Raw genomic sequence first — 22285 nt, 5'->3', positions numbered from 1 at the left:
TTGACCGGAAGTTGATGCCAAGGCGATGGTCCTTCGATCGTACAGTTCACGGATGGCGATTCCCCCTCCCCTCGCAAAGTACAAGGCGAAGCGCAACTTCGCGGTCACGCCCGAGCCGGCGGAGGGCGGCGAGTCCGCGGCTGCCGGCCTGCAGTTCGTGATCCAGAAGCACTGGGCTAGCCGGCTGCACTACGACTTTCGCCTCGAACTCGACGGCGTGATGCTCAGCTGGGCCGTGCCGAAGGGCCCCAGCTACGAAACGGCCGACAAACGCATGGCGGTGCACGTCGAGGACCACCCGATCAGCTACAACGCGTTCGAGGCCACGATTCCCCCGAAGCAGTACGGGGCCGGCAAGGTGATGATTTGGGACAAGGGCATCTGGGTGCCGGTCGGCGACCCGCGCAAGGGTCTAGAGAAGGGCGACCTGAAATTCGATCTCTACGGCCACAAACTCCGGGGCCGAATGGGTTCTCGTGAAGATCAAGAGTCGGGAGGAAAAGCAGGACGCGTGGCTGCTAATCAAGGAGCGAGACTAATTTGTGCGCCCGGCGAGCGACTTCAGCGTGGTCGACGAGATGCCGGACAGCGTTGCCGGCCTGCCGCCGCCAACTGGCGCGACCGCGCCCACCCAGTCGACTGACGATCTGGTCAGAGCGAAGAAGGGCGCCCTCCCCGCCAAGATTGCGCCCGAGCTCGCCACTCTGGTCGACGGGCCGCCCAGCACGGGGGACGACTGGGTGCTGGAGATCAAATTCGACGGGTACCGGATGCTTGCGCGGGTGGACGACCTTGGCGCGCGGCTCTTCACCCGGAACGGCCACGACTGGTCGCAAAAGCTGCCTCATTTGGTGCGCGACCTGGCCGCGATGAAGCTGGCACCGTGCTGGCTCGACGGTGAGATCGTCATCCTCAACGAGCAGGGGCTCCCCGGCTTCGGGGCCCTGCAGGCCGGATTCGAGAAGGCAGCGACCAAGGACATCACCTTCCACCTGTTCGACTTGATGCACCACGACGGCCTGGATCTGCGCCAGGTAGCGTTGGTCGAGCGGCGCGCGCGGCTGAAGCAACTCCTCGAAGACGCCCTAGACTCGCTGCGTTTCAGCGAGGCGTTTGTCGGCGCGCCGCGAGACGTCGTTGCCTCGGCCTGCAAGTTTGGGCTGGAGGGGATCATCGGGAAGCGAAAGGACAGCCCGTACACCTCGAGCCGTTCCCCCGACTGGATCAAGCTCAAGTGCCGTCAGCGCCAAGAGTTCATGGTGGGTGGGTGGACCTACCAGCGCGGCACCAAGGCCGGGATCGGTGCCCTGCTTCTGGGTGTGCACGACGACGCCGGCGACCTGGTCTACGCCGGCAGCGTCGGGTCCGGCCTGAGCGGCAAGCTGGTGGGCCCGCTCCAGCAAAAGCTCGCGCCGCTGGCCGCGCCCGCCAGTCCATTCAAGGGTGCGACGGACGCTGCCGCCCGTGGCGCACAGTGGGTGAAGTCGGAGCTCGTGGTCGAGGTGAGCTTCGCGGAGTGGACGAAGAGCGGCCACGTCCGACACCCAGTCTTCAATGGGCTGCGCGAGGACAAGCCCGCCAAGGCGGTCGTTCGGGAGGTGCCGCTTCACCTTCGGCCGGCCGCCGGCGCCGAGGTCCAGCACACCCTGCCGGCCAAGTTCCGGGTTTCCAACCCAGACCGCGTGATCGACCCGTCCACAGGCGTCACCAAGGTCGAGCTGGTGCGGTTCTACGGCCTGGTGGGTCCACTGATCCTCGAACACCTGAAAAACCGCCCTGTGTCGCTTGTACGGGCGCCGGAGGGCATCACCGGCGAGCTTTTCTTCCAGAAGCATTTGGACAAGGGCGAGATCCCCGGGGTGCGGCAGCTCGACCCGGCGCTCCACCCTGGCCACGCCCAGCTACTCGAGGTGGCGACCGGCTAGGGGCTGCTCTCGGCCGCGCAGCTCAACGGGGTCGAGTTCCACACCTGGAATGCCGTCAAGACCGCGATCGGCAAGCCAGACCGCATGACGTTCGACCCCGGGCGAAGGGGTGAAATGAGCGCAGATCCAGCAGGCCGCCGAGTTGGTGCGCGTCTTCCTCGAGCAGCTCGGCCTCGCTTCTTTCGTGAAGACCAGCGGCGGTAAGGGGCTACACGTGGTAGTGCCGGTCAAACGGCTCTACGACTGGGACACCGTCAAGGACTTCTCACAGGCGATCGTTGTGCACCTCGCGCGCACGCTTCCGCAACTGTTCGTGGCCAGGAGCGGCCCGAGAATCCGGGTGGGCCGGATCTTCATCGACTACCTGCGCAACGGCTTCGGCGCGACGACGGCCTGCGCCTGGTCGGCACGTGCGCGGCCTGGGCTGGGCGTGTCGGTACCAATCGCATGGAGCGAGCTGGCGAAGGTCACCAGCGGGGCTCATTGGAACGTGCGGAACATTTATGCGCGTCTGGACAAGGGGAATGTCGCGTGGAGCGGGTACAACAAGTCTGCAGGGGCACTCACCGGAGCGATGCGAACGCTGGGATTTCGGTAAGCACCTCGCATGAAAGCGGCGACGAAGGCTCGATATATTGGGTCCGTACACGGCAGGATCAGCCGCTCCCCTTAGGGCGCGGGCGCCCGCGCCTTTAGCGCTGCACCAAGCCCAGGATCACATCGCTCCACGGTGAAGTGAGGCTTAGCACCCCAGCGGTCATGACGATCAGGACAACGGCCCGCTCGCGCGGCGGCAGCGTAGCAATCATGGCGATCAGCTTTTCGATGAGCTCGTAGTAGCCGGTGGGCTTTTTCATGGCGACCTTTCACGACGCTGTTGGACATGGCGTCACCTTACGAAGGCGATGGCCAGCCAGGAAGCGCGCCAGTCACCGTCGCAGATCAACCGTGAAACCGTCACCCTCGCCGGCTAGCTGTGGCGCCGCCGCGACGGAGGCTGAGGTGGTTCGGAAGGGTGAAATCCTCAACCCTTGGAACCGATCGATCAATTCAGAATCGAATCTTCACTTCCACTCCAAGGAGTTTGCCTTGAGTAATTCCCTCACACTTGGCGAACCTGGGCAGAGCGCCTTGTTGGCGTTCCTGCAGGTATTGAGGAAAGAAGGCGAATCGGTTCAAAAAGTACTTGAGCGGTTCGCCGATCTCTACGATCCCAAGTACCTGTGGGGATTGATCAAAGCTGGCAAGCCGCTTCCCTTGGAGGTGGAGCTCAGGCTCAAGCACGAGGCCTACTTCGGAACGTTTCCCGATGACAAGTTCTTCGCGCCCGGCGACACCGAGCTACCCATGATCCGCTCCGCTGTCATCGGCCTAGATGCCACGGGACTTGACGCACCGCTGGCACACATTGAGGCCCTGCTCAAAGCGTGTCGAGAAGACGACCACGCTCGCCGGGCTGGGCTGCTCTACTGCAAGAGCGTCGCGCAGTTCCGTCGGTTGAAGGACGGGAGCGTGAAATGCTGGCATCTCATCGAGACGAGCAAAGCGCTCCTGAGAGAAGTCGATGCATGCGAGGCGATTCGGCCGCAATTGGCAGTCGTAGCTCGCGCAAACCACGAAGCGTTCAGGTGGCAGAAGTTGGTCATGGCCAAGAAGGCTAAAGGCGTCGAACTACTAGATATCTGCGAGGCTGGCCGCCTCGCTTGTCTGGACGGGGCGGACAAGGTGCCCGCATGGATCAATGCGTTCCGCGATGCGACGGAGTACACGGCGATGCTGGTCTCGCTTGGCCAGCGAGCCATGGAGAAGGAACTGGACACCGCCTTGCGTCGGCTCGTGGGCAAGTTCAATGGGCAGCCGGCCAACCACGTTCTGCATCTGCTCCACGAGGTGGAAGACCGTGCGCTGCATGAGATTCGCCAACGCGAGATCTACAAGAAGCTCGAAGCGCTCACGCAGCGCGACCGCACCGGCGCCGTCGGGCGCATCAATTTCTCGGATTTCCCAAAGGAATAATCATGAAGAAGACACTTGTTGCCGTCGCCGCATTCGTATTGAGCGCTTGGGTTCACGCTGGCATCGTGCCGGGTGTTCACGGCCCGGCGCTGCAGTCGCCCGCTGACGAGGTAGAACTCCTGGCAGTCGCGCCGGGCGTGCATCGCGCTGCCTGACGCTGGTGCACAGGGCGAATGGCGACCCCGGCGGACACCCAAACTCCTCCACAAGGGTGGTCACGCCTCCACCGCACGCGCCAAGTTCAGGCAACGCAAGATCTCGTTGTCGCTTGTTGAAACCTAGTGTAACGGCCACCTCGGGCGAGTCGAGCACAACAAAATCACGGAAATCGCGTCAGTTCGATGGCGCGTTGCCCTCGATATTCATCCCTTGATTGCGGTCAAGCTCAGCCGGCTGAACGTGCCCTGTGGCCTGCGTGATAAGGGGCGGGTGCGAAGCACCCAGGGCTCTACGTCCCGTCATTGCACCCACCGTGCTTCAAACCAAGTGATAGGCCGGCGCGTTGGCCGCCGGGTGGGCCTGCGCGTTCTCGTACGCGCGGATGACGCCGCGCAGTCGCTCGCATTCACGCTCCAGGGCGGCGACCCAGGCGCGGGCGTGTTGGGCTTCGTTGTAGGCCTGCGTGTGGAGGGCGGCCATGCCCCAGCGGCTCTCGAACCAGAGAGTTAAATACACCGCGCGGGGCGCGTTGCCGCTGGCCTGGTAGCGCTGCGGCGTCCGAAAGCTCACCCCCAGATGCCGAGCAATTTTCTTGCGCGGCTCGACCTGGTCGGCGAGCAGGTAGGCCAGGGGCGGCAGGCGGGCGAACGAGGGTGCAAGGAAGGGCATGTCAGGGCTCCTGCAAAAGGTTCCACATGTTCGAGACCCGGCGATGCCGACCCCGCCAAGACCGCGACAGTTTGTCGCAGTCCCATGCCGCCCCGCGGCGCCCTCTTCTTCCCATGCCATGCGGGCTTTTTCCGGGCCATGAAGAGCGCGTAAAACCTCAAATCCCCCCTGGGGGCTGCATCAAAACCCCTACTACCCTCCCCGCTCTGCCGCCCTTTCCCCGCGGCCTCTGAGGAGGGCTCGACAGGTCGATAAACATAATTGTCGTCTGCCCTCCTCCGTATTGTGGCTATTTCGCTGGTAGGCGCGTTGGGATGATACGGAGTCCGAAATGTCAGCCTCCAGTGCCAGCCCGCTCGGGCCGACTAAGACGCATCTTCGAGAGCAGCGATCACGTCACGCTGCAAGTCGTCGCCATCCTCGATCCCGAGGCTCATGCGCACCAGTCCGGGTGTGACCCCGCCGGCAAGGCGCGCTGCAGGGTCGACAGCACTGTGGGTCGTGGACGCAGGGTGGCAGGCCAGCGAATCCGTGTCTCCTACGGAAACGGCCTGGGTGACGAGCTTCAACTTGTCCAGGAAAACTCGGGCAGCCGGCTGGCCGCCAGCCAGCTCGAGGGACAGAATGCCGCCAAAGCGACGCATCTGCCGCACCGCGATGTCGTGACCCGGGTGCTCGGGCAGTCCGGGGTAGTGCACTTTCGCCACCGCCGGATGGCGGCGCAAAGCCTCCGCGATCATTTGCGCGTTGTCGCAACTGGCGGCCATCCGCAGTGGAAGGGTCTTGAGCCCGCGGATGAACAGCGCCGCATCGTGAGGGCTCATGCAGCCGCCGAGCTCCTTCATTCCGGTTTTGCGGATCGCGTTGGCATGCGACAGGCCGGCGACCGCCACGCCGCCTGTCGCGTCACCGTGGCCGCCGATGTACTTCGTGGCTGAATGGACCACGACATCGATGCCCAGTCCGATGGGGCGGGTGAGAACTGGCGTGGCGAAGGTGTTGTCGGCGATGCTGATGAGGCCCCTTGGCTTTGTCAACGCTGCCACTTTCGCGAGATCGCAGATGCCGAGGGTCGGATTTGACGGCGTCTCGACATACACAGCCCGCGTGCGCTCGTTCACGCAGCCAGGGATGTCCTCGACGGCGGATGCATGCACCGCACGGATCCCGAGCCGCGGCAGCATCTGCCGCATGACGCCGTCGGTCCCGCCATAGAGCGTTCCGACATAGACGACTTCATCGCCAGCCTTCAGAACGGCGAGCAATGTGGCGCAGATCGCCGCCATGCCGCTGGAGAAGGCGATGGCTTGGTCGCCTCCTTCCAGCGCGGCCATCTTCCGCTCGAAAACCGCCACGGTCGGATTCGCGAATCGGCTGTAGAGGTATCCCGGCTCCGCGCCTGCGAAGCGCGCCGCACCCGCGTCGAAGTCGTCGAAGGCGAACGAAGACGTGCTGACCACCGGCGTCGCGATCGCGCCGGAACCGGGGTCAGGATGCTGGCCGGCGTGAACCGCCAAAGTCCGAATGCCGCAGCTCGCGAGATTGCCGGGGATCGGGCGCGTGTGGGTGAGCATGTGATTCCTCGAAGCTGCGTCGCCTGCAAGCTCGCTGGGCCTGTAGGTGTCCGTCAGGTGGAACTCGCCAGGCGCCATTGAAGAAGAAGTGCGCAGATTGCCGGCAGTCCGAAGAGCACCATGAAGACGGGCCACTCTTGCGCGAGCGTGTAGCCCGCCTCCACCATGCCGAACCACATGTTGAACGTGGAGGCAGCAAGCCAGAGGAAGAGAAAGACAACACTGGCCAGAGCGCTCGAGAGATGGAGTAGTCGAACCACACCGTGTAGAGATGCGAGCAGCAGGGCGGCGGCAGCAAGAAGAATGGTGGTTCGCATGATTTCCTCCTGGGCAACGTGGGGTGGATCGATGGTTCGGGCGTCCTACTTTTGCAGGATGCGCGTCTGCCAGCGGTGCGCGAGCCAGGCAGCCAGGGTGCCGAGGGCACTGACAGCCGCAAGTTCGCCGAACGCAAGAAGGCTGGGCGGCAGGTGTGCCGCAAAGAACGTGATGAGCCCCAGGAAGTAGGCGGGAATATTGTTCAAGGGCGCGGCGGCGCGGAGCGATACCACGACCATGGCCACGACGAAGACGACGGGCGCGAATGCCAGCGGTCCCATCAACGGGAGCAGCGCGCCAACGGCGAGAGCTGCCACAGTGCCGAACGCGATGCCGATAGCCAGGCAGAGATAGCTGAAGAGCGCATCCCTCGCGGAGTGTCCGCGGGTGAAGAACGCCACCCAGCCCACGAACATGGCCCAGACGGACCAGCCGAGACTGGCCGATGTCGAGGCCGCGATCGCTGCGGTCGTTGCGGCAACCAGAGTGAGGGCGTTGAACTTGATGGACAGTGGCGCGATAGCGCCCGCGGTCGAGTTGGACATGGTCGAATCTTTCGTCAAGTGAAGGGGGCAGGAGGTCACTACCGCCCGCACTCGGGGCAGCAACGACATGCTTGCGATAGCGTCAGGCCGCGATGAAGGCAGGCTTCAGCAGGTCTTGAAGTCCGATGTTGCGGAACATCTCGGCGCGCACGCGATCGGCGACGCCATTCACGATCTCCGCGCCGTCCTGCGACGGATCGACGTGCACCCGGAAAGGGCGCCTGCCGAACGGCAGGCCCACGACATCCACGATCGCGTCGGCCACCGAGGCTGCATCGGCATCTGCGGGCTCGAGTGCCGCCAGGCCTTGCAGCGCTTTCTCGGGAACGCCCGCGTACGGCCCGTCGTTGTATTCCGCTGCGCGTGCCGCATCGGCCGGCGAACCGGAGTGCGCGAAGTGATTCGTTCCCTTGGTGAACGCGCCCGGCACGACGATCGATGTCTCAATGCCCCAGCGCGTCAGTTCTGCCGCGTACGACACGGCCAGCGAATCCATTGCCGCCTTGGCGGCGAAGTAGGGCGACAAGTAGGGAGGCGTGCCGCCACGGGTGCTCGATGACGAGACCCAGACGATCAGCCCCTTGCCCTGCTTGCGCAGTTGCGGCAATGCGGCACGGTTGACGCGCTGCGTGCTCAACACATTGACGTCGAAGAGTTGCGCGAACTGTTCGGGCGTGAAGGCCTCCGCGGGACCGAATGACATGTGGCCCGCGTTGTGCATGACGATGTCGAGGCGACCAGCGTCCGCGATCACCTTCGCGATGCCTGCATTGACGGAGGCATCGGATGCAACGTCGAGCTCGACGGAGCGCAGATCGACATCGTTCTCTTGGGCGAACGCGGCCGCAGCTGCAACCGCCGGCGCGTTGCGGCTTTCAGTGGCGCGCATGCCCGCATAGACGATATGGCCGGCCTTGGCCAGTGCCCGCGCCGTGAGAGCCCCGAAGCCGCTGGAGGCGCCGGTGATGACGATGACTTGCTTGTTCATGATGGATTCCTCGAGGTGTGATGGGTGCCTGTGCGAAGGGAGCGGTTCGGTTGCGGCTCTCAGGCCACGCCGCCGTTCGCGCGGAGGACCTGGCCGTTGACCCAGCCCGCATCCGGACCTGCAAGGAAGGAGATCACGTTGGCGATGTCGTCCGGTTGGCCCAGGCGCTCGAGCGGGGGCATCTTGGCGAACTGCGCGATGAGCTCGTCGCTCTTGCCGGTGAGGAAGAGGTCCGTGGCGATGGGGCCGGGCGCGACCGCGTTGACGGTAATGTTGCGGCCACGCAGTTCCTTGGCGAAGACATGGGTGAAGGCCTCCACAGCTGCCTTTGTGCCGTTGTAGACGGCGTACCCCGGCATATTGAGTGCGAGCGTCGTGCTCGAGAAGTTGATGATTCGGCCACCTTCGTTCAGACGCGCGGCCGCTTCTCGCATCGTGTTGAAAGTGCCCTTGGCATTCACGTTGAAATGGCGGTCGTATTCGTCGTCGCTGGTCTGCGCGAGCGGGATCGTCTTCAGGATGCCAGCGTTGTTGACCAGCACATCGACCTTGCCAAGCGTCTTTTCGACTTCGACGAACATTGCCCTGACGTCCGCAGCGTTGGCTACGTCGGCCTTCACGGCGACGGATGTCTGCTGCTTGGCTTCCAGCGTCAGCACCAGTTCATCGGCTTCCCTGGAACGGCTGGCATAGTTGATGACAACGGCAAAGCCGTCGTTTGCGAGACGGCGTGCAATGGCAGCGCCAATGCCACGCGAGGCGCCGGTAACGAGGGCGATCCTCTGCTTGGACGGGTTCATTCGGTTTCTCCTGGAGCAAGTAATGGGGGTGGTTCGTCGAACTCTCATTCGACAAAACGAAGCTTAGAGAGCGGAGGCAAAAATCGAAATGACGAACGCCCCACGATCTCTGCCATTCAGCGCTGTTCCAGAGGACCCGTTGCAAACGTCGCGCGGTATTGGGCTGGAGAAACGCCCAGGTCCTCGACGAAGGCGCGGCGCATCACCTCGTCACTGCCAAAGCCGCAGAGCGAGGCCACCTGCTCCAGGCCACGCCGTGTCTGCTCCAGCATCACGCGGGCTGCGTCGAGCCGGGCTTGGCGCACGTAGCGCGCAGGCGTGACGCCGGTCTCTTCCCGGAAGACACGCGAAAAATTGCGCGAGCTCATCGCCATCTGCTCGGCCAGCGTTTCGACGGAGAGCGGCTTGTCCAAGTTCTCCGCGACCCATGCGGCCAGATCGGCGAACGATCGTGTGCTGGGCATCTGGGCCTTCAGGGCGATACTGAACTGCAATTGGCCGCCGGGTCGCTTCAGGAAGACGACCATCATTCGTGCGATGTGCAGCGCGACGCGGCTTCCCACATCTTCTTCGACCAGTGCCATGGCCAAGTCGATGCCCGCCGTCACGCCAGCGGAGGTGTAGATCGAACCGCTCTTCGCCCACACCCTCTCGGCATCCACGTCGATCGCCGGATAGCGCTCGCTCAGTTGCCTGGCAACGGTCCAGTGCGCTGCCACCTTCTGCTGGTCGAGCAAGCCCGCTGCGGCCAAAACAAAAGACCCGAGCCCGATCGATGCGATGCGCCGCGTGCGACGCGCTGCTTGATTCAGCCATTCGCACAGCTCAGGATCGCTGAAGTCGAACACGCTCTTGCCGGTAACGATGACCAGCGTGTCGATCGACGCGCGCAACGATCCGTAGTGCCCCCCGCCAACGACAATCTCGAGTCCGCAGGCGCCATGAATCCGCCCCTTGGCCTCCGTGGACACCACACAGATGTCATATGTCGGACCTTCGCCATTCTCCTGCGAGGTTTCGTTGGCCGCCTGAAAGACATGAAGGGGGCCGACGAGATCGATCTCGACGATGGGCGCTACGGCGACGAAGACAACCCTTCGGATGGGGCGCGTCGGCCCGGCTTCCACAAGCATTCGATGTTCTCTCAAGAGCTAGGATGCGCCGCGATGAACGTGCCGAGAGCCGCTTTGGGGTGCATCGCCGACGGCGCACTGCGCGCTTGGCCGACTGACTGAACCGATGCATTCACCAAGGCTTCGAAACTGTTCCAGCGCTTGCTCTGCCAGCAAGCGCGTCAAAGGGCCGGCGCTCATCTCTTTCGCGAGAGGGGCGGCCTGGCCGGCCCACAACGACATGAAGTCGTCGGATCCGGCTGCCTCGGCAGCCGCCCTGAGCGGTGCAAGCACTCCGCCAGCCAGGGGGAAGCTCGGTGCCAGGGTGGAGATCGGTCCGACTTCGCGCATCAGTCGATTGACCATTCCGCGAGCGGGCCGACCTGTGAAGAGATTGGTCAGCGCCGTCGTTTCTGCCAGAGGACTTCTCAGCGCGGCACGATGAAGCTTGGGAAGCTTGGGAAGCTTGGCCTCTGGCGTGTAGAGATAGGCAGTGCCGATCTGTACTGCGCAAGCGCCGAGCACGATCGCGGCGACGATGCCTCGCGCGTCGGTGATCCCGCCACTCGCGATGACGGGTACGCTGACCGCATCGACAACCTGGGGCACCAGTGCGAAGGTCCCCAACTGAGTGGTGATTTCTTCCTGGAGAAAGATGCCCCGGTGACCGCCGGCCTCGGAGCCTTGCGCAACGATCGCATCGACGCCATGCCCTTCGAGCCAGCGCGCTTCTGCCACTGTCGTTGCAGATGAGATCACCTTGGCCCCCGTTGCCTTGACGCGTGAGAGCAAGTCCAGTGCAGGCAGCCCAAAATGGAAGCTGACAACCGCCGGCCGAAACTCCTCGACCAGAGCGCACATGGCCGCGTCGAACGGGTTGCGGCTTGAGCTCGGGTGCGGCCCTGTCGGGTCCAAGCCGAGTTCCAAATAGTAGGAGCGCAGACGCTCCCGCCATTGCAGCTCTTGCACCAGGTCAGGCTCTGGTGGGCGGTGGCAGAAGAAGTTGATGCTCAAGGGCGCCGCTGGTACTTGCGCTCGGATCTCCGCGAGCTCGCTTCGCACCTGTGCCTCGTTCAAGAGGGCGCATGGCAATGAACCAAGGCCTCCGGCCTTGGCGACTGCGATTGCCATTTCGTGCGAGGAAGCACCTGCCATTGGCGCCTGCAAGATCGGCACCTCGATGCCGAACAGATCAAGGATGCGGTGATCGCGCCACGTGTTCATAGCTTGAGTACTCCAAGCAAGGGAGCCAGATTCAACATGGGGCTCCGCGGTCGGAGTTGGGGCGTGGCTGGGTATGGACGACCGGGGCTTCATAGTCAGCCAAATTTTATAGGAGAGATTGATGATGATACAATCAATCTCTGTTGGAGATAACAGATGGATCTTTCGTCGCTTGAAATCTTTGTCACGGTGGCAACGGAGTTGAGCGTGACGCGTGCGGCCGAGAGGCTGCAACGCGTTCAGTCAAACGTGACCACTCGTCTGCGTCAGTTGGAAGAGCAGTTGGGCGTTGCGCTCTTTCTGCGCGAGGGAAAGCGCATGTCGCTGACGCCTGAGGGCATTGTTTTTCAGGACTACGCTCACCGCCTGCTGTTGCTCGCGTCGGAGGCTCAAGACGCGCTTCGCCCTGGCAGTCCCAAAGGAAAGCTTCGGATCGGGACGATGGAAAGTACCGCGGCGAGCCGTCTCCCGGGACCGCTCTCGCGATATCACAAGCGATGGCCGGAGGTCGCGATCGAGCTTCGGATGGCGCCTTCGGCGACTTTGGTCGAACAGCTTCTGGCGCATCAGTTGGATTGCGCCTTTCTCGCAGACATGGGGTCGATCGGCGAAGTCATGGACACGCAGCTGGAGGCACAGCCTGTCTACCAAGAAGAACTCATGCTGCTACTGCCCACAAGCCATCCGGATGTCGAAGATCCAAGTCAACTTCAAGTCGACAGCTTGGCTGCGCTTGAGCCGGGGTGCACGTACCGGCGATTTGCGCGGCAGTGGCTGAGCAACAAACCAGGGCTCAAGGTCCTTGAGCTCGGGTCGTACCACGCCATCTTCGCCTGCGTAGCAGCTGGCACGAGCATTGGCGTGGCGCCGCAGTCGGTGTTGGAGCTGCAACGCGCACCGAAGGGGGTGCGAAGTCAGCCACTTGCCTCGATCGACACTCTGCTCGTGCACCGACGCGGATACAGTTCGGCAGCTTTTCAAGCGCTTCGTGCCGAGCTTTCGCTCAATTAACGAACAATCTCGTTGTTGCGCTGACGCCGTCTCAGTGCTGGGGTTGTCGTACTTTTCGTGCAGATCGGTGCGCTTTTTGCGAGCCCGGCACCCACGCGGGCATGCAGGTCTCCATTGGATCGCGCAGGTGCTAGACGCGCCCCGCCCTGACCGGAACCGAGCCGGTACATTGGCGGCCCTGCGTTCTGGAGCCAGCCATGCCTTCCTTTGCCCTGCGTTTCGTCGGCCAGGAGGCCCTACCATCTCGGCTGAGCGACTTTAACCGTGAGCAGTTCTTCGAGTTGGGGTCGGCAGACATCGAAGCGATCACGCAGCAATTTCGAGTCAGCCATCGCCTGCCCGCTGCCTTGATGGTGCTGTTCATGCGCGCTACCGGTAGACCGCTCGACGGCTTCAACGTCTTGCCGCGCAATCTGCTGCGGCGCACTGCCGAGTTGTTGGGGATCTCCTCGCCATCCATTGCGACCCTGCGCTCCATCTACGGACGTAGCCAGACACTTTTCAAGCACCAGCTTTGGGCCAAGGGATACCTCGGTCTTCGAGATCTTGAGCGGGCTGATGATCCAACTGGCCGATGCGCTTCGCGTTCACGCCCAGGAGGCTACTCACCCCGACGAACTGGTACGGTCGGCCTGCCAGTGGCTGTACACCCGCCGGATCGTGATTCCCGGGCCGCGCCGCCTCAAGGACTGGGCCCGTGACGCGTTGGCCGTCATCGAGGCAAGCGTTCTCGCCCATGTCAGCGCCGCTGTTCCGGTCGCGAGGGCGCGCGAACTGAGCGCCCTCGCCTACTGCATTCGGTCCGAGACGGATTCCACCCACCTGGAGTGGCTGAAGACGCCCCCGCGGCGACATGGACCGGCAAGCCTGGCCGAAACGCTGGGGAAGGTGCGCTTTCTCAAGGCGCTCGGAGCCGACACCTGGGACCTGAGTGGCGTGACGCTGGCCAAGCAGCAGGCGTACGCCAGGCAGGTGCAGGCACGATGCCCGGCAAGGACACGCGAGATCAAACCATCCCGGCAGATGATCGAGTTGGTGTGCTTTCTGCGGATCACGCTTCTCGAACTGACCGACGTGGCACTGCTTCAATCGAGTCGACGTAGCCAGCAACTGTTTCGCGAAGCTACCCATGGGTATACGAATCCGGCGATGGCCATCGCCAAGCTGCTGGGCTTTGACCTGTGTCCGCGGCTGCGTGATTTGGCGGAGCGAAAGCTGCACCTGCCTCGCGTCTTCAGAATCCCGGAAGGACTCGAAGCAGTCACCGTGAGGAGCGTCTCGCTCGGCGCCATCGAGCGCGGCTGGGACGAGCTCCTTCGCCTGGCGGCGTCCATTCGATCCGGGCGCGTGTCAGCCACGCTGGCCCTGCAGCGCTTCGGATCGGCTGCGCAAGGAGACCCCCTGCATCGAGTAGCTGAACATCTGGGACGGCTGCTGCGCACCGTCTTCCTCTGCGACTACATCGCCATCGAGGACTTCCGGCGCGAGATTCACACGCTACTGAACCGGGGCGAATCGGTGCATCAGCTCCAGCGCGCGGTGTACAGCGGCAAGGTTGCGCCGGAGCGCGGCCGGCGGCGCGACGAGATGCTGGCGATTTCGGGCTCGCATGCACTGCTGACGAACATCGTGCTGGCCTGGAACACGAGCCGAATGCACGAGGTCGTTGAGAGGCTGAAGCGTCAGGGAACCCGAATCGAGGACGACTGGTTGCGCCGCATTGGACCAGCGCACTTCTCGCACATCAACTTTCGCGGCACGATGAAGTTCAACGTCGAGAAGTACGCCGACACGCTTGTTCAGCGGCGACCCAATACGAGGCATGCACCATCGTCACGCTGACGGCGCAAGCGCCCTCCCCCATCTCCGCGGGCCAAGCGCGCACCGTTCTGCACGAAAAGCGCAAAGTTCGGCGAAATGTCGGATTCGTAAGTGCCTGTCGGCAAAGGATTTTTGGGGCAAAACGCACCGATTTGCACGAAAAGTACAACAACCCCAGGTTGGCACTCGCGTTGGCGCCGCCGACGGTGTCAGCGAACAACCAGCTGCGTCTTCCGACGACGAATGGACGGATCGCGTTCTCTACCGGGTTGGAGTCTAGTGGCCAAGTGCCGTTCTCCAGGAACCGCACGAGCTTGGGCCACTGCCCGTGCAGGTAGTGCAGTGCTTCGCCCAGCAAGCTCGATGGCGCGACGGCGTGCAGGTGCGTGAGCAACAACCGCTCGATGTCGCGCACGACTGCAGCGCTGTAGCGCGAGCGCAGCCGCAGCCGACGCGCGGGTGTCCAGTCCTTGGCCAAGGACTCCGCACGGTACAGCTTGCCAATGAGCCGCACGAACCGGGTCGCGATCTGATCGGGCGAGCGGGCTGCCTTCGGTATGGCCTCCTCGGCCTTGATGAACGGGCGACGCGCGTGCGCCTTATGCGGAGCTCCGCATAAGGCGCATGCCCGGCGCAAGTTCGTCGAACTGCACACGGCCAACAAGAGTCACCTCGCAGAGGCAGGCATCCAGTACTTCGCCCGGCTCTATGAGTCGAGCGCGAGGTGAAGGACCTGGACGCTGATGAGCGGCGTCGTATCCGTCAAGCGCGGGGTCGGCCGATCGCCGAAGCCCTGCATGCCTGGTTGATCGCGCAGCGGCTCAAGGTCCCGGAGGGATCAGGCACCGCGAAAGCGTTGAACTACAGCCTGAAACGCTGGGCCGCGCTGACGCGCTACCTAGACGACGGCAACTTGCCCGCGGACAACAACTGGGTGGAGAACCAGATCCGGCCCAGCAGCGAGCCCGCTCGGCATAGTTCGGTGGTCGGCATAGTCAGCGAAGCTCAATGGGCACGATCCGCGCGCTTATCTAAAGGACGTGTTCTTGCGCCTGCCGACTCAGCCGCACAGCCGCATCGACGAACTGCTGCCACATCGCTGGCAGCACAGCTGACCACCCACTCGAGAACACCGTCGCGTGCTGCGGCCAGCGTCAAGATGTGTTTGCCGCGTGCTTACGAACGATTTCGTCGCCGCCATGCTGCAAGCTTCCATCGCGGCCGGGTCGGAGTACATGGGCATGGAACCGCTGGTGTCCTGCGACCCGCGCAGCGGCATCCCGCACGGCACCTGGCGCCGCCGCAAGATCGCGCAGGGCGAGCCGGTCTCCTCGAGATGGCAGCCAGCCATGACCGCTACCACGCCGCGCTGATGCGCTCAAGCCCGGCGAGCCCTGCGAAGCCGCACATCTCGCCTGCCAGGCCGTGATCGACCGCGCCGGCTACACCGATGCCTTCAAGAAGCGCGCCGGCTACTCGGTGGGCATCACCTTCGCGCCTGACTGGGGCGAAGGCGCGATCCTCAGCCTGCGTGCCGGCGTGACGACTGAACTGCAGCCCGGCATGGCCTTCCACATCCCGCCCGCGCTGCGAATCTACGGCGAATTCACCGTGGGCGTGAGCGAAACGGTGGCCATCACCGAAACCGGCTACCGAGCGCTGGGCGACGTCGAGCGGAGGATGCAGATGCGCGCCGGACCGTCCCTTGCAGGGGACCCGTCCCGAGTCGCCAGGCCGCGCTCAGCGGTGAAGCAGCCTCTTTCTCAGGGCGGCGGCACGATGATCCAGATGGCGACGGTCTTTTCCTTCGCCGAAGGGTTCAACCACATGTGCGAGAGCGAAGGCGGAAAGGTGAAGGTGTCGCCCGCATGGAGATGGTGCGACACGTTGTCGACCACGATGATGAGCTCGCCCTGCTTGATGTGCACGAGATCCGAGGCCGCATTCAGCGTATAGGGCTCGGAACCCGAGCCGCCGTTGGGCTCGATGACCGACAGCAGCGCCATCATGTGCTCATTGCTGGAACCCGAGATCAGGAACTCCGACATGCCCTGCCCGCCGAGGCTGATCGGCGTGCCTTCAGACGCACGCACCAGATTCGTCGCGGGCGGGTCGAACAGCGAGCCGGGCCGGATGCCGATCGCATTGCAGACCCGAAGCAGCGTTGCCACCGACGCGGCCACGGCATCACGCTCGAGGCGACTCAGGAAGGACTTGGTGATGCCAGCGACATTGGCGACCTGCTCGATCGACAGGCTGCGCGCCTTGCGGGCAGCCCGCAGACGCTCGCCCAGGTGGATGTCGTCTTGAGGCGGGCGGATCACCTGCAATGGCACCGCGGCCTTCTTCGCGACCCTGGCTGCACCCCGCCGGCGCGGCAGCGGCACGACCTCCAGTTCCGCCGCATTGGGCACGATCTTCGTGGGCTTGGGAATTGGTCGAGGGGTGGTGCGCGCCATGGAACGAGTTTAATCAGGTCGACCGCGCCATCTGCTCGCAGGCCGCATGATGCCTGGCGATCTGCTCGCCCGTAGCGATCCAGATGTCCTTCTGACTGAGCGCATAGTCGAGGAACTCGGTCATGATCATGTAGCCCTTGGGTCTTCCGGACACCTGCGGGTGCATCACCATCGACACCACGCCGCCCCATTCGCGCGTCTGGTCCATCTCGTCCTTCCAGATCGACATCACATGACCGCGCGGCATCAGGGTGCGGGGAGAATGCCGATGGGTCAGGCCATAGCCCCAGTCGTCGAAGCTGAAGTTGACGGGGATCTCGATCGGCCCGGCCTCGCCGTTGTCCAGCAGATGCCGGTAGGGACGAATGTCGTCGCGCCAGGAACTCGAATACAGGAAGCTCCGCTCGGCGAGCATGGCCAGCAACTCGGCCACGTTCTCGCCGTAGGGCGCCCGGTAGCCGACCGGCGTCACGCCGAGCACCCTTTTCATGGCGTCCAGCCCCTTCTCGAGTTCCTCGCGCATCAGCTCCACCTGGCCCGGCTCCGGTCGTTGGTGCCAGTACCCGTGATGCGCGACTTCGTGGCCGCTCTTGACGATGGACTCGCACAGCGCCGGATGCGCATCGAGCGCCCACCCCGTCACGAAGAAGGTGGCCTTGATCTGCCGCTGTGCCAGCGCCTCGAGGATCTTCGGAATTCCCACCCGCGCTTCGTAGCCGCCGTACGAGCGGCTCACCAGGCGGCGTTCGCTCAAGGCGTCGAAGGCGAGCCATACCGATTCGCCATCGACATCGAAGGCGGGCATCAGCGCGCAGCGGTGGCCCTCGGGCCATGGAAACTCAGGCGCCGGCGGCGCCCGGTTGGCCGCAGCCGGAATCCTGGTGGTGTAGTCGTCAGCCATGGTTCGCCCGAGGTCTCAAGGTTGCTCGATGAAGGCCGCGATGGCGGCATCCAGCTCTTGCGCTGCAGCGTCCGCCTGGGCGCGAAGTGCCACGACCGTGCTCCGGTCGGCATCCAGCAGCTTTCTTGCCGCTTTCGTTTCGCGCGCCACCGAGCCGGACGCCGGGCCGCCATACAGCACGCGCCGTTGCACGAAGGCACGCGGGTCCATCGCATCGGCGAACGCGGCCGCCGACAGGTGCGGGGCGTTGGCACCGACTTCCGTTGCGGCTTCGTCAAGGTGTGCAGATGTCGCCTCATCGGGCCGGATGCCAGCCGCCGCGCATCGCCGCACCAGCACGGCGACGATCTGGTGCGAGGTCCGCCAGTCGAAGCCGGCCTCGCGCACCAGCGCCCCGGCCAGGTCCGTCACCTGTGCCCAGTTGGCGCCCGCCAGGGCGTGCATGCGCTGCACGTTCACGGTCATGTCCCGCAGCAAGGGCCCCATGCTCTCGAACCGGACACCCAGGTCACGGCCCAGGTCCCACAGCATTGCCTGGCTGTTGCGGCGCTCCATGATCGGGAAGCCCGTGGGGCCCTTCTCGGCCGCCATGACCGTGACGACCACGCCCATCGAACGCGCGGCCACCGATTTCATGTCTTCGAGGCCGTCCGGATTCTTCTTCTGCGGCATGATGCTGCTGGTGCCGCAATACCGGTCCGGCAGTTCGACCATCGCGAATTCGGTGGTCGACCACAGGATCAGGTCGTCGGCGATCCGGCCCAACCCCTGCGCCACCACGGCCAGGACGCTCGCATACTCCATCTCGAGGTCGTGACTCAGGATCGCGTCCATGGTGTGCGGCAGCGGCTCGTCGAAGCCCAGCAGGTCGGAGACACGCTGGCGATTCAACGGGAAGTCGCTACCAGTGAGGATCGCCGCCCCGGCCGGCGAACGGTTCAACCGCACATGGAAAGACAGCAGGCGCGCCGTGTCGCGTGCGAAGACCTCGGCGAACATCGTGGCCCAATGGGCGAAGGTCGTGGGCTGCGCATGCTGGCCATGGGTGTAGCCCGGCATCACCGTGCCGAGATGCTGCCCTGCCAGATCGAGCAATGCCTCACGCACGTCGCACAGCGCGTCCAGCAATGCATGGACGTGGTTGCGAAATGTCATGCGGCGCGCCACTTCGATCAGGTCGCCCGAACTGCGCCCCAGGTGCAGGCGCCCGCCCACCGCCTCACCCTGGGTCTGGATCAGGTAGTGCTCGCCCGAGTGCATGCCGCCATCGGCCTTGGCACGCACTTCCTCGACACCGCCTTGCTCGATCTCCCTGAATGCCTGCAGGATCTTCCGGCCGATCTCGCGGGTGTTGATGCCCTCCTCGGACAGCATCAGGGCATGCGCCTTGTCGAAGGCGTGGATGGCGTGCACGGATTCGCCCAGCAGGCTGGACTTGTGCATGTTCAGGTGTGCGAGCGGCTCTTCCGTCAGCCGTGCGCCAGCGCCGCGAAAGCCGCGGTAGCCTGCGTGTTCAGTGCTCATGGCGCGCCTCCTTGCTCGATGTGGGATAACGGCCGTAGACCGCGAAGGTAAAGGCCAGGTAGGCCGCCAGCATCGAGGTCATGTCCTTCACGTCGGTGGTCGGGTTCACCTCCGTGATCGCCATCGCCTCGCAATGCGGGGCCAGCAGTTCGACCATTTCCAGCGCCTCGGCCGAACTGATGCCGCCCGGTTCGTGCGCGCCCGCACCCGGCGCGAATGCCGGATCGATCGCATCGATGTCGAAGGAAAGGAACAGGTGGTCGGCGTTGCGGGTCCGGTCGAGGATCCGCTTGACCGTCTCCTGCGGCCCCAGTCGCAGCACCTCTCGGGCCGAGAGGTGGATCAGGTCGTTCTCGCGCTTGAACTGGCCTGAGGCCGGAAAGTTGAAATGCCGCTCGCAGACCTGGATGCTGTCCCTCGGCGAGATGCGCTCGAGCTCCAGCGCCCGGCGCATTCCGCTGGACTGGCTGTAGCGCCCTTGCTGCGGGCTGTTGTCCATCAGGTCCAGGTGCGCATCGAAATGGATGATGCCGATACGCCCCGGCAGGGCCTGGTGCATCCCGTGCGCCACGGGGAACAGGAGGCAGTCGTCGCCGCCGATCACGATCGGGGCGCGGCCCGACTCGATCGATGCTCGCACCGCTTCCCGGGTGGCCGCGAAGGTGGCCGCCACATCGTGGGGTGCGATTTCGACGTCGCCACGGTCGACCAGCAGGTTGTCGCCGACCTCGAGGTCCTCGTTGGCGCCGAGCGAAAAGATTTTGCCGTCCTGGATGCGCATGTTGATCCAGCCGGCACACATGCGCACGCGCTCCGGCGCATAACGCGAGCCCGGGTAGCCGAGCGTCGACTGTCCGTCGTAGGGCACGCCGAGCAGGTCGGCGCCGCGTAGTGGTTTCTTGGTCATGGAATCTTCCTGGTGATGTGTTGGATGTGGTCTTCAGACGGAACTCGGCTGAGTCATGAGCGAGAAACCGTGGATCCCGGGGCCGGCGCCGAGGTGAAGGACCCGGTCCGCCAGCGCATCGGCGCGCTGGCGTCCGAGCATCGGGTCGGCGAGCGAGTGGTACTTGGCGAGGAGGCTTCCATCGGACAGTGGATTGCCCGGGGAGCCCAATGGCACATCGATCGCGCGTTCGTGGACAAGGCCTGAATCGGTATGAACCGCAAGCCGGGCCGCCACGTTGCTCGGCAACGTCGTCCCCCCGATCACCTCGACCTTCTGCATCAACGCGTTGACAGCGGGGTCACGGCGATGCGCCTCGTCGAAACGGCCCAAGTCCGCGGCACCATGCAGGGCGGCGATCGCCACGGCATAGGGAAGACTCATCTGCGCGTCGACGAAGCTGCCGATCGCCTTGTTGCCGCACATGCGACTGACGGTGGGCGTGACCGTCACCGTGATGCTGGAAACCTCGCTCGTCGCGAACCGCCCGCGCAGACCGATGACGGCCTCCACCGCGGCGTGCGTGCCGCGACATGACGCATAGGGCTTGATCGACGATCGATGGATCCGCCACTCCTTCCCCAACGCCTGGGTTAGCAGTCCGGGTTCGGCCGCATCGCCAGCATAGGTACGCAGGAACCCGCCCCAGTCGGCCTCGAAAATCTGAGCGGGTGCAACCAGGCCGGCCCGCGCCATCTCGACCGCCAGCAGGCCCGAGCTGGCAGCATGGCCCGGATGCATGCGCTTGGTCATCGCGCCATCGCCCAGGAAGGCCCAGGTGCCGGAAGCAAACGAACCTGCGATGCCGAGGGCCTGCGCGGTCGTCGCGGCGTCGCATCTCAGCAGCCGTGCGACCGCTGCCGCCGCGCCGAAGACGCCGCAGGTGCCCGTGGAATGCCAGCCCGCGCCGTTGTGCCCATCGTACCCGCCGCTGGCCTCCATCACACGCCGGCCGACTTCATAACCGACGAGGATGGCGCAGAGCAGGTCGTCTTCGCCCACCGAAGTCTGGTCGCGGCATGGCAGCGCCAGCGCAGCCAGGACCGCGGGAAGAACCACCGCGCCGGAATGGTCGCAGCCGCTCGCGTCATCGAGCTCGAGCGCATGCGCGGCGGTGCCGTTGACCAACGCACTGACACCCGGCGGCGCGGACTCGAGGCGCCCCCAGAGCGCTGCCCTGCCGGCATCGCCGAATACCGTCCGCGCGGCGGTCCACGCCGCGGTCGGTTCAGGCTGCAGCGCGCCGGCCAGCGCGGCTCCGAGCGTGTCCAGCGTATGGCGTCGCAAGGCGCCGACGGTCTCTGGGGGAAGCGAGGCCAGGCTCACTTGCGAGGTGAACTCGGCCAGTACCCGGGATAGCGATGGACCGCTCATCGGGCGACCGTGCCTTTGCTAGTCGCCGCGGGCAGGGCCTGCGCATTGATGGTGACCGCCTGCACCTTGGCGTAGGGCAGCGCCCAGGCGTCGAAGATCCTGGCGTAGCTGCCATCCGCGATCATGAGCGTCAGTGCGTGCGCCACCGCATCGCGCAGCGCGGCGTTGCTCTTCGAGAAGCCGAAACCCGCCAAGTCCACAGCGATCGGCTGCCCGATCAGCACGAAGGCGCCTTTGTCCGGCGACTTGGGCGATTCATTGAGGTAGCGGATCGCATCGACGCCCTGCGCCGCAGCGACCACGCGCCCCTGCAGGATCTGTAGCCGCGCGTCGGCGGTCTTGTCTGTCAGCGAGTACTTGATCTCGGGCAGCTTGCGCGCCACGCAGACGTTCTTGTTGAAGTCCTGCAGCCGCACGAAGAAGATGCCGTTGCGGTTGACCGCCACATCCTTGCCGCAGACGTCCTCGGCCTTGCTCAGGCCCTTGGCCTGGTCCGCCATCGTGAAGAGTTGCGTGCCCGTGGAGAAATAGTCCACGAAGTCGATCTTTTCGCGCCGCACCGGAATATCCGTCATGCCGGAGGCGCCCATGTCGATGCGCCCCGTGTCCAGCGAGTTGATCAGTTGGTCAAAGGACTGCTCGGCCCATTCGATCTGCAGACCGAGGCGCTTCGCGATTTCGGTCGCGAGGTCGATGTCCAGGCCCTGCAGCTTCTGCGTCATCGGGTCCTTGAACTCCAACGGCGGGTAGGTCGGACTCGTACCCACGCGCAGCACACCACTCTTGCGCACGGCGTCAGGGACCAGCGACGCGGGATTGACGCTGCCTTGCGCCGCGGCATGGATCGAAAGCGCCGCGCACGCCAGTGTGACCAGCAACACGGGAAGACGGGGCAGAAGCGGATGTTTCATGGAGAGGG

Annotated in this window: 20 protein-coding genes and 5 pseudogenes; 9 read left to right on the top strand and 16 right to left on the bottom strand. The window is 64.4% G+C overall.

Annotated features, from left to right (window positions below):
* Nucleotides 1–52: 52 nt before the first annotated feature.
* Nucleotides 53–2523: pseudogene (gene ligD / locus QTI68_RS34230) on the top strand (DNA ligase D).
* A gap of 94 nt (nucleotides 2524–2617) precedes the next feature.
* Here the strand turns inward: ligD and QTI68_RS34225 are convergent.
* A complete protein-coding gene (locus tag QTI68_RS34225) occupies nucleotides 2618–2782 on the bottom strand; it encodes a hypothetical protein (RefSeq protein ID WP_286528315.1) in 165 nt (54 codons plus the stop codon).
* A 232-nt stretch (nucleotides 2783–3014) separates the two neighbouring features.
* On the opposite strand from QTI68_RS34225, the gene QTI68_RS34220 reads away from it, so the two are divergent.
* Both QTI68_RS34220 and QTI68_RS34215 read left to right on the top strand, forming a co-directional pair.
* Entirely contained in the window at nucleotides 3015–3941 is a 927-nt protein-coding gene (locus QTI68_RS34220; protein ID WP_286528314.1) for a hypothetical protein, read from the top strand.
* Between the two features lie 2 nt (nucleotides 3942–3943).
* Nucleotides 3944–4096, top strand: a complete 153-nt coding sequence (locus QTI68_RS34215) for a hypothetical protein (protein ID WP_286528313.1) — start codon at nucleotides 3944–3946, stop codon at nucleotides 4094–4096.
* Between the two features lie 322 nt (nucleotides 4097–4418).
* Here the strand turns inward: QTI68_RS34215 and QTI68_RS34210 are convergent, their stop codons facing one another.
* From QTI68_RS34210 to QTI68_RS34175, 8 genes are all read right to left on the bottom strand, one after another.
* Nucleotides 4419–4769 carry a hypothetical protein gene (locus QTI68_RS34210; protein ID WP_286528311.1) on the bottom strand — a complete coding sequence of 117 codons (351 nt, stop codon included), beginning with the start codon at nucleotides 4767–4769 and terminating at the stop codon, nucleotides 4419–4421.
* Nucleotides 4770–5134: 365 nt separating this feature from the next.
* Nucleotides 5135–6343 (bottom strand): trans-sulfuration enzyme family protein, encoded by a 1209-nt coding sequence (locus QTI68_RS34205; protein ID WP_286528310.1) that lies wholly within the window; start codon nucleotides 6341–6343, stop codon nucleotides 5135–5137.
* Between the two features lie 53 nt (nucleotides 6344–6396).
* Entirely contained in the window at nucleotides 6397–6660 is a 264-nt protein-coding gene (locus QTI68_RS34200; protein WP_286528308.1) for a hypothetical protein, read from the bottom strand.
* A gap of 45 nt (nucleotides 6661–6705) precedes the next feature.
* Nucleotides 6706–7206, bottom strand: a complete 501-nt coding sequence (locus tag QTI68_RS34195; protein WP_286528306.1) for a DUF1097 domain-containing protein — start codon at nucleotides 7204–7206, stop codon at nucleotides 6706–6708.
* Nucleotides 7207–7288: 82 nt separating this feature from the next.
* On the bottom strand, nucleotides 7289–8194 hold the full coding sequence (locus QTI68_RS34190; protein WP_286528305.1) for an SDR family oxidoreductase: 906 nt from the start codon (nucleotides 8192–8194) through the stop codon (nucleotides 7289–7291).
* A 59-nt stretch (nucleotides 8195–8253) separates the two neighbouring features.
* Nucleotides 8254–8994, bottom strand: coding sequence for an SDR family oxidoreductase (locus QTI68_RS34185; RefSeq protein ID WP_286528303.1), 741 nt, complete (start codon nucleotides 8992–8994; stop codon nucleotides 8254–8256).
* 116 nt (nucleotides 8995–9110) lie between these two features.
* Nucleotides 9111–10127 carry a GlxA family transcriptional regulator gene (locus QTI68_RS34180; RefSeq protein WP_286528302.1) on the bottom strand — a complete coding sequence of 339 codons (1017 nt, stop codon included), beginning with the start codon at nucleotides 10125–10127 and terminating at the stop codon, nucleotides 9111–9113.
* A gap of 18 nt (nucleotides 10128–10145) precedes the next feature.
* Nucleotides 10146–11330, bottom strand: a complete 1185-nt coding sequence (locus tag QTI68_RS34175) for an NAD(P)H-dependent flavin oxidoreductase (RefSeq protein ID WP_286528300.1) — start codon at nucleotides 11328–11330, stop codon at nucleotides 10146–10148.
* Nucleotides 11331–11486: 156 nt separating this feature from the next.
* Here QTI68_RS34175 and QTI68_RS34170 point away from each other — a divergent pair, with 156 nt between their 5' ends.
* The 3 genes and pseudogenes from QTI68_RS34170 to QTI68_RS40365 all read left to right on the top strand — a co-directional run.
* Entirely contained in the window at nucleotides 11487–12341 is an 855-nt protein-coding gene (locus tag QTI68_RS34170) for a LysR substrate-binding domain-containing protein (protein WP_286528298.1), read from the top strand.
* A gap of 197 nt (nucleotides 12342–12538) precedes the next feature.
* A complete protein-coding gene (locus tag QTI68_RS40370) occupies nucleotides 12539–13042 on the top strand; it encodes a DUF4158 domain-containing protein (RefSeq protein WP_503011784.1) in 504 nt (167 codons plus the stop codon).
* 424 nt (nucleotides 13043–13466) lie between these two features.
* Nucleotides 13467–14183, top strand: a pseudogene (locus QTI68_RS40365) (Tn3 family transposase); the annotation flags it as partial.
* Between the two features lie 127 nt (nucleotides 14184–14310).
* On the opposite strand, the pseudogene QTI68_RS34155 reads toward QTI68_RS40365, so the two are convergent.
* Nucleotides 14311–14760 (bottom strand): annotated as a pseudogene (locus QTI68_RS34155) (IS66 family transposase); the annotation flags it as partial.
* 150 nt (nucleotides 14761–14910) lie between these two features.
* On the opposite strand from QTI68_RS34155, the pseudogene QTI68_RS34150 reads away from it, so the two are divergent.
* The 3 genes and pseudogenes from QTI68_RS34150 to QTI68_RS40235 all read left to right on the top strand — a co-directional run.
* Nucleotides 14911–15277, top strand: a pseudogene (locus tag QTI68_RS34150) (IS66 family transposase); the annotation flags it as partial.
* A gap of 84 nt (nucleotides 15278–15361) precedes the next feature.
* Entirely contained in the window at nucleotides 15362–15535 is a 174-nt protein-coding gene (locus tag QTI68_RS34145) for a hypothetical protein (protein WP_286528295.1), read from the top strand.
* Nucleotides 15536–15545: 10 nt separating this feature from the next.
* Nucleotides 15546–15794: pseudogene (locus QTI68_RS40235) on the top strand (M24 family metallopeptidase); the annotation flags it as partial.
* Nucleotides 15795–15925: 131 nt separating this feature from the next.
* On the opposite strand, the gene QTI68_RS34140 reads toward QTI68_RS40235, so the two are convergent.
* Genes QTI68_RS34140 through QTI68_RS34115 form a run of 6 tightly spaced genes read right to left on the bottom strand, consistent with a single transcriptional unit; the run spans nucleotide 15926 to nucleotide 22277 of the window.
* On the bottom strand, nucleotides 15926–16621 hold the full coding sequence (locus tag QTI68_RS34140) for a helix-turn-helix domain-containing protein (RefSeq protein ID WP_286528294.1): 696 nt from the start codon (nucleotides 16619–16621) through the stop codon (nucleotides 15926–15928).
* A gap of 13 nt (nucleotides 16622–16634) precedes the next feature.
* Entirely contained in the window at nucleotides 16635–17522 is an 888-nt protein-coding gene (locus QTI68_RS34135; protein ID WP_286528292.1) for a polysaccharide deacetylase family protein, read from the bottom strand.
* A 15-nt stretch (nucleotides 17523–17537) separates the two neighbouring features.
* Nucleotides 17538–19046, bottom strand: a complete 1509-nt coding sequence (argH, locus tag QTI68_RS34130) for an argininosuccinate lyase (protein WP_286528291.1) — start codon at nucleotides 19044–19046, stop codon at nucleotides 17538–17540.
* A complete protein-coding gene (locus QTI68_RS34125; protein WP_286528289.1) occupies nucleotides 19036–19953 on the bottom strand; it encodes an arginase family protein in 918 nt (305 codons plus the stop codon). The genes argH and QTI68_RS34125 overlap by 11 nt, the downstream gene beginning before the upstream one ends.
* 33 nt (nucleotides 19954–19986) lie before the next feature.
* A complete protein-coding gene (locus QTI68_RS34120) occupies nucleotides 19987–21366 on the bottom strand; it encodes an MmgE/PrpD family protein (protein WP_286528287.1) in 1380 nt (459 codons plus the stop codon).
* Nucleotides 21363–22277, bottom strand: a complete 915-nt coding sequence (locus QTI68_RS34115) for an ABC transporter substrate-binding protein (protein ID WP_286528285.1) — start codon at nucleotides 22275–22277, stop codon at nucleotides 21363–21365. The genes QTI68_RS34120 and QTI68_RS34115 overlap by 4 nt, the downstream gene beginning before the upstream one ends.
* Nucleotides 22278–22285: the final 8 nt, after the last annotated feature.

The sequence above is a fragment of the Variovorax sp. J31P207 genome (assembly GCF_030316965.1).
Taxonomy (GTDB): Bacteria; Pseudomonadota; Gammaproteobacteria; order Burkholderiales; family Burkholderiaceae_C; genus Variovorax; species Variovorax ginsengisoli_B.
This window is presented reverse-complemented; position numbering and strand designations above follow the sequence as displayed.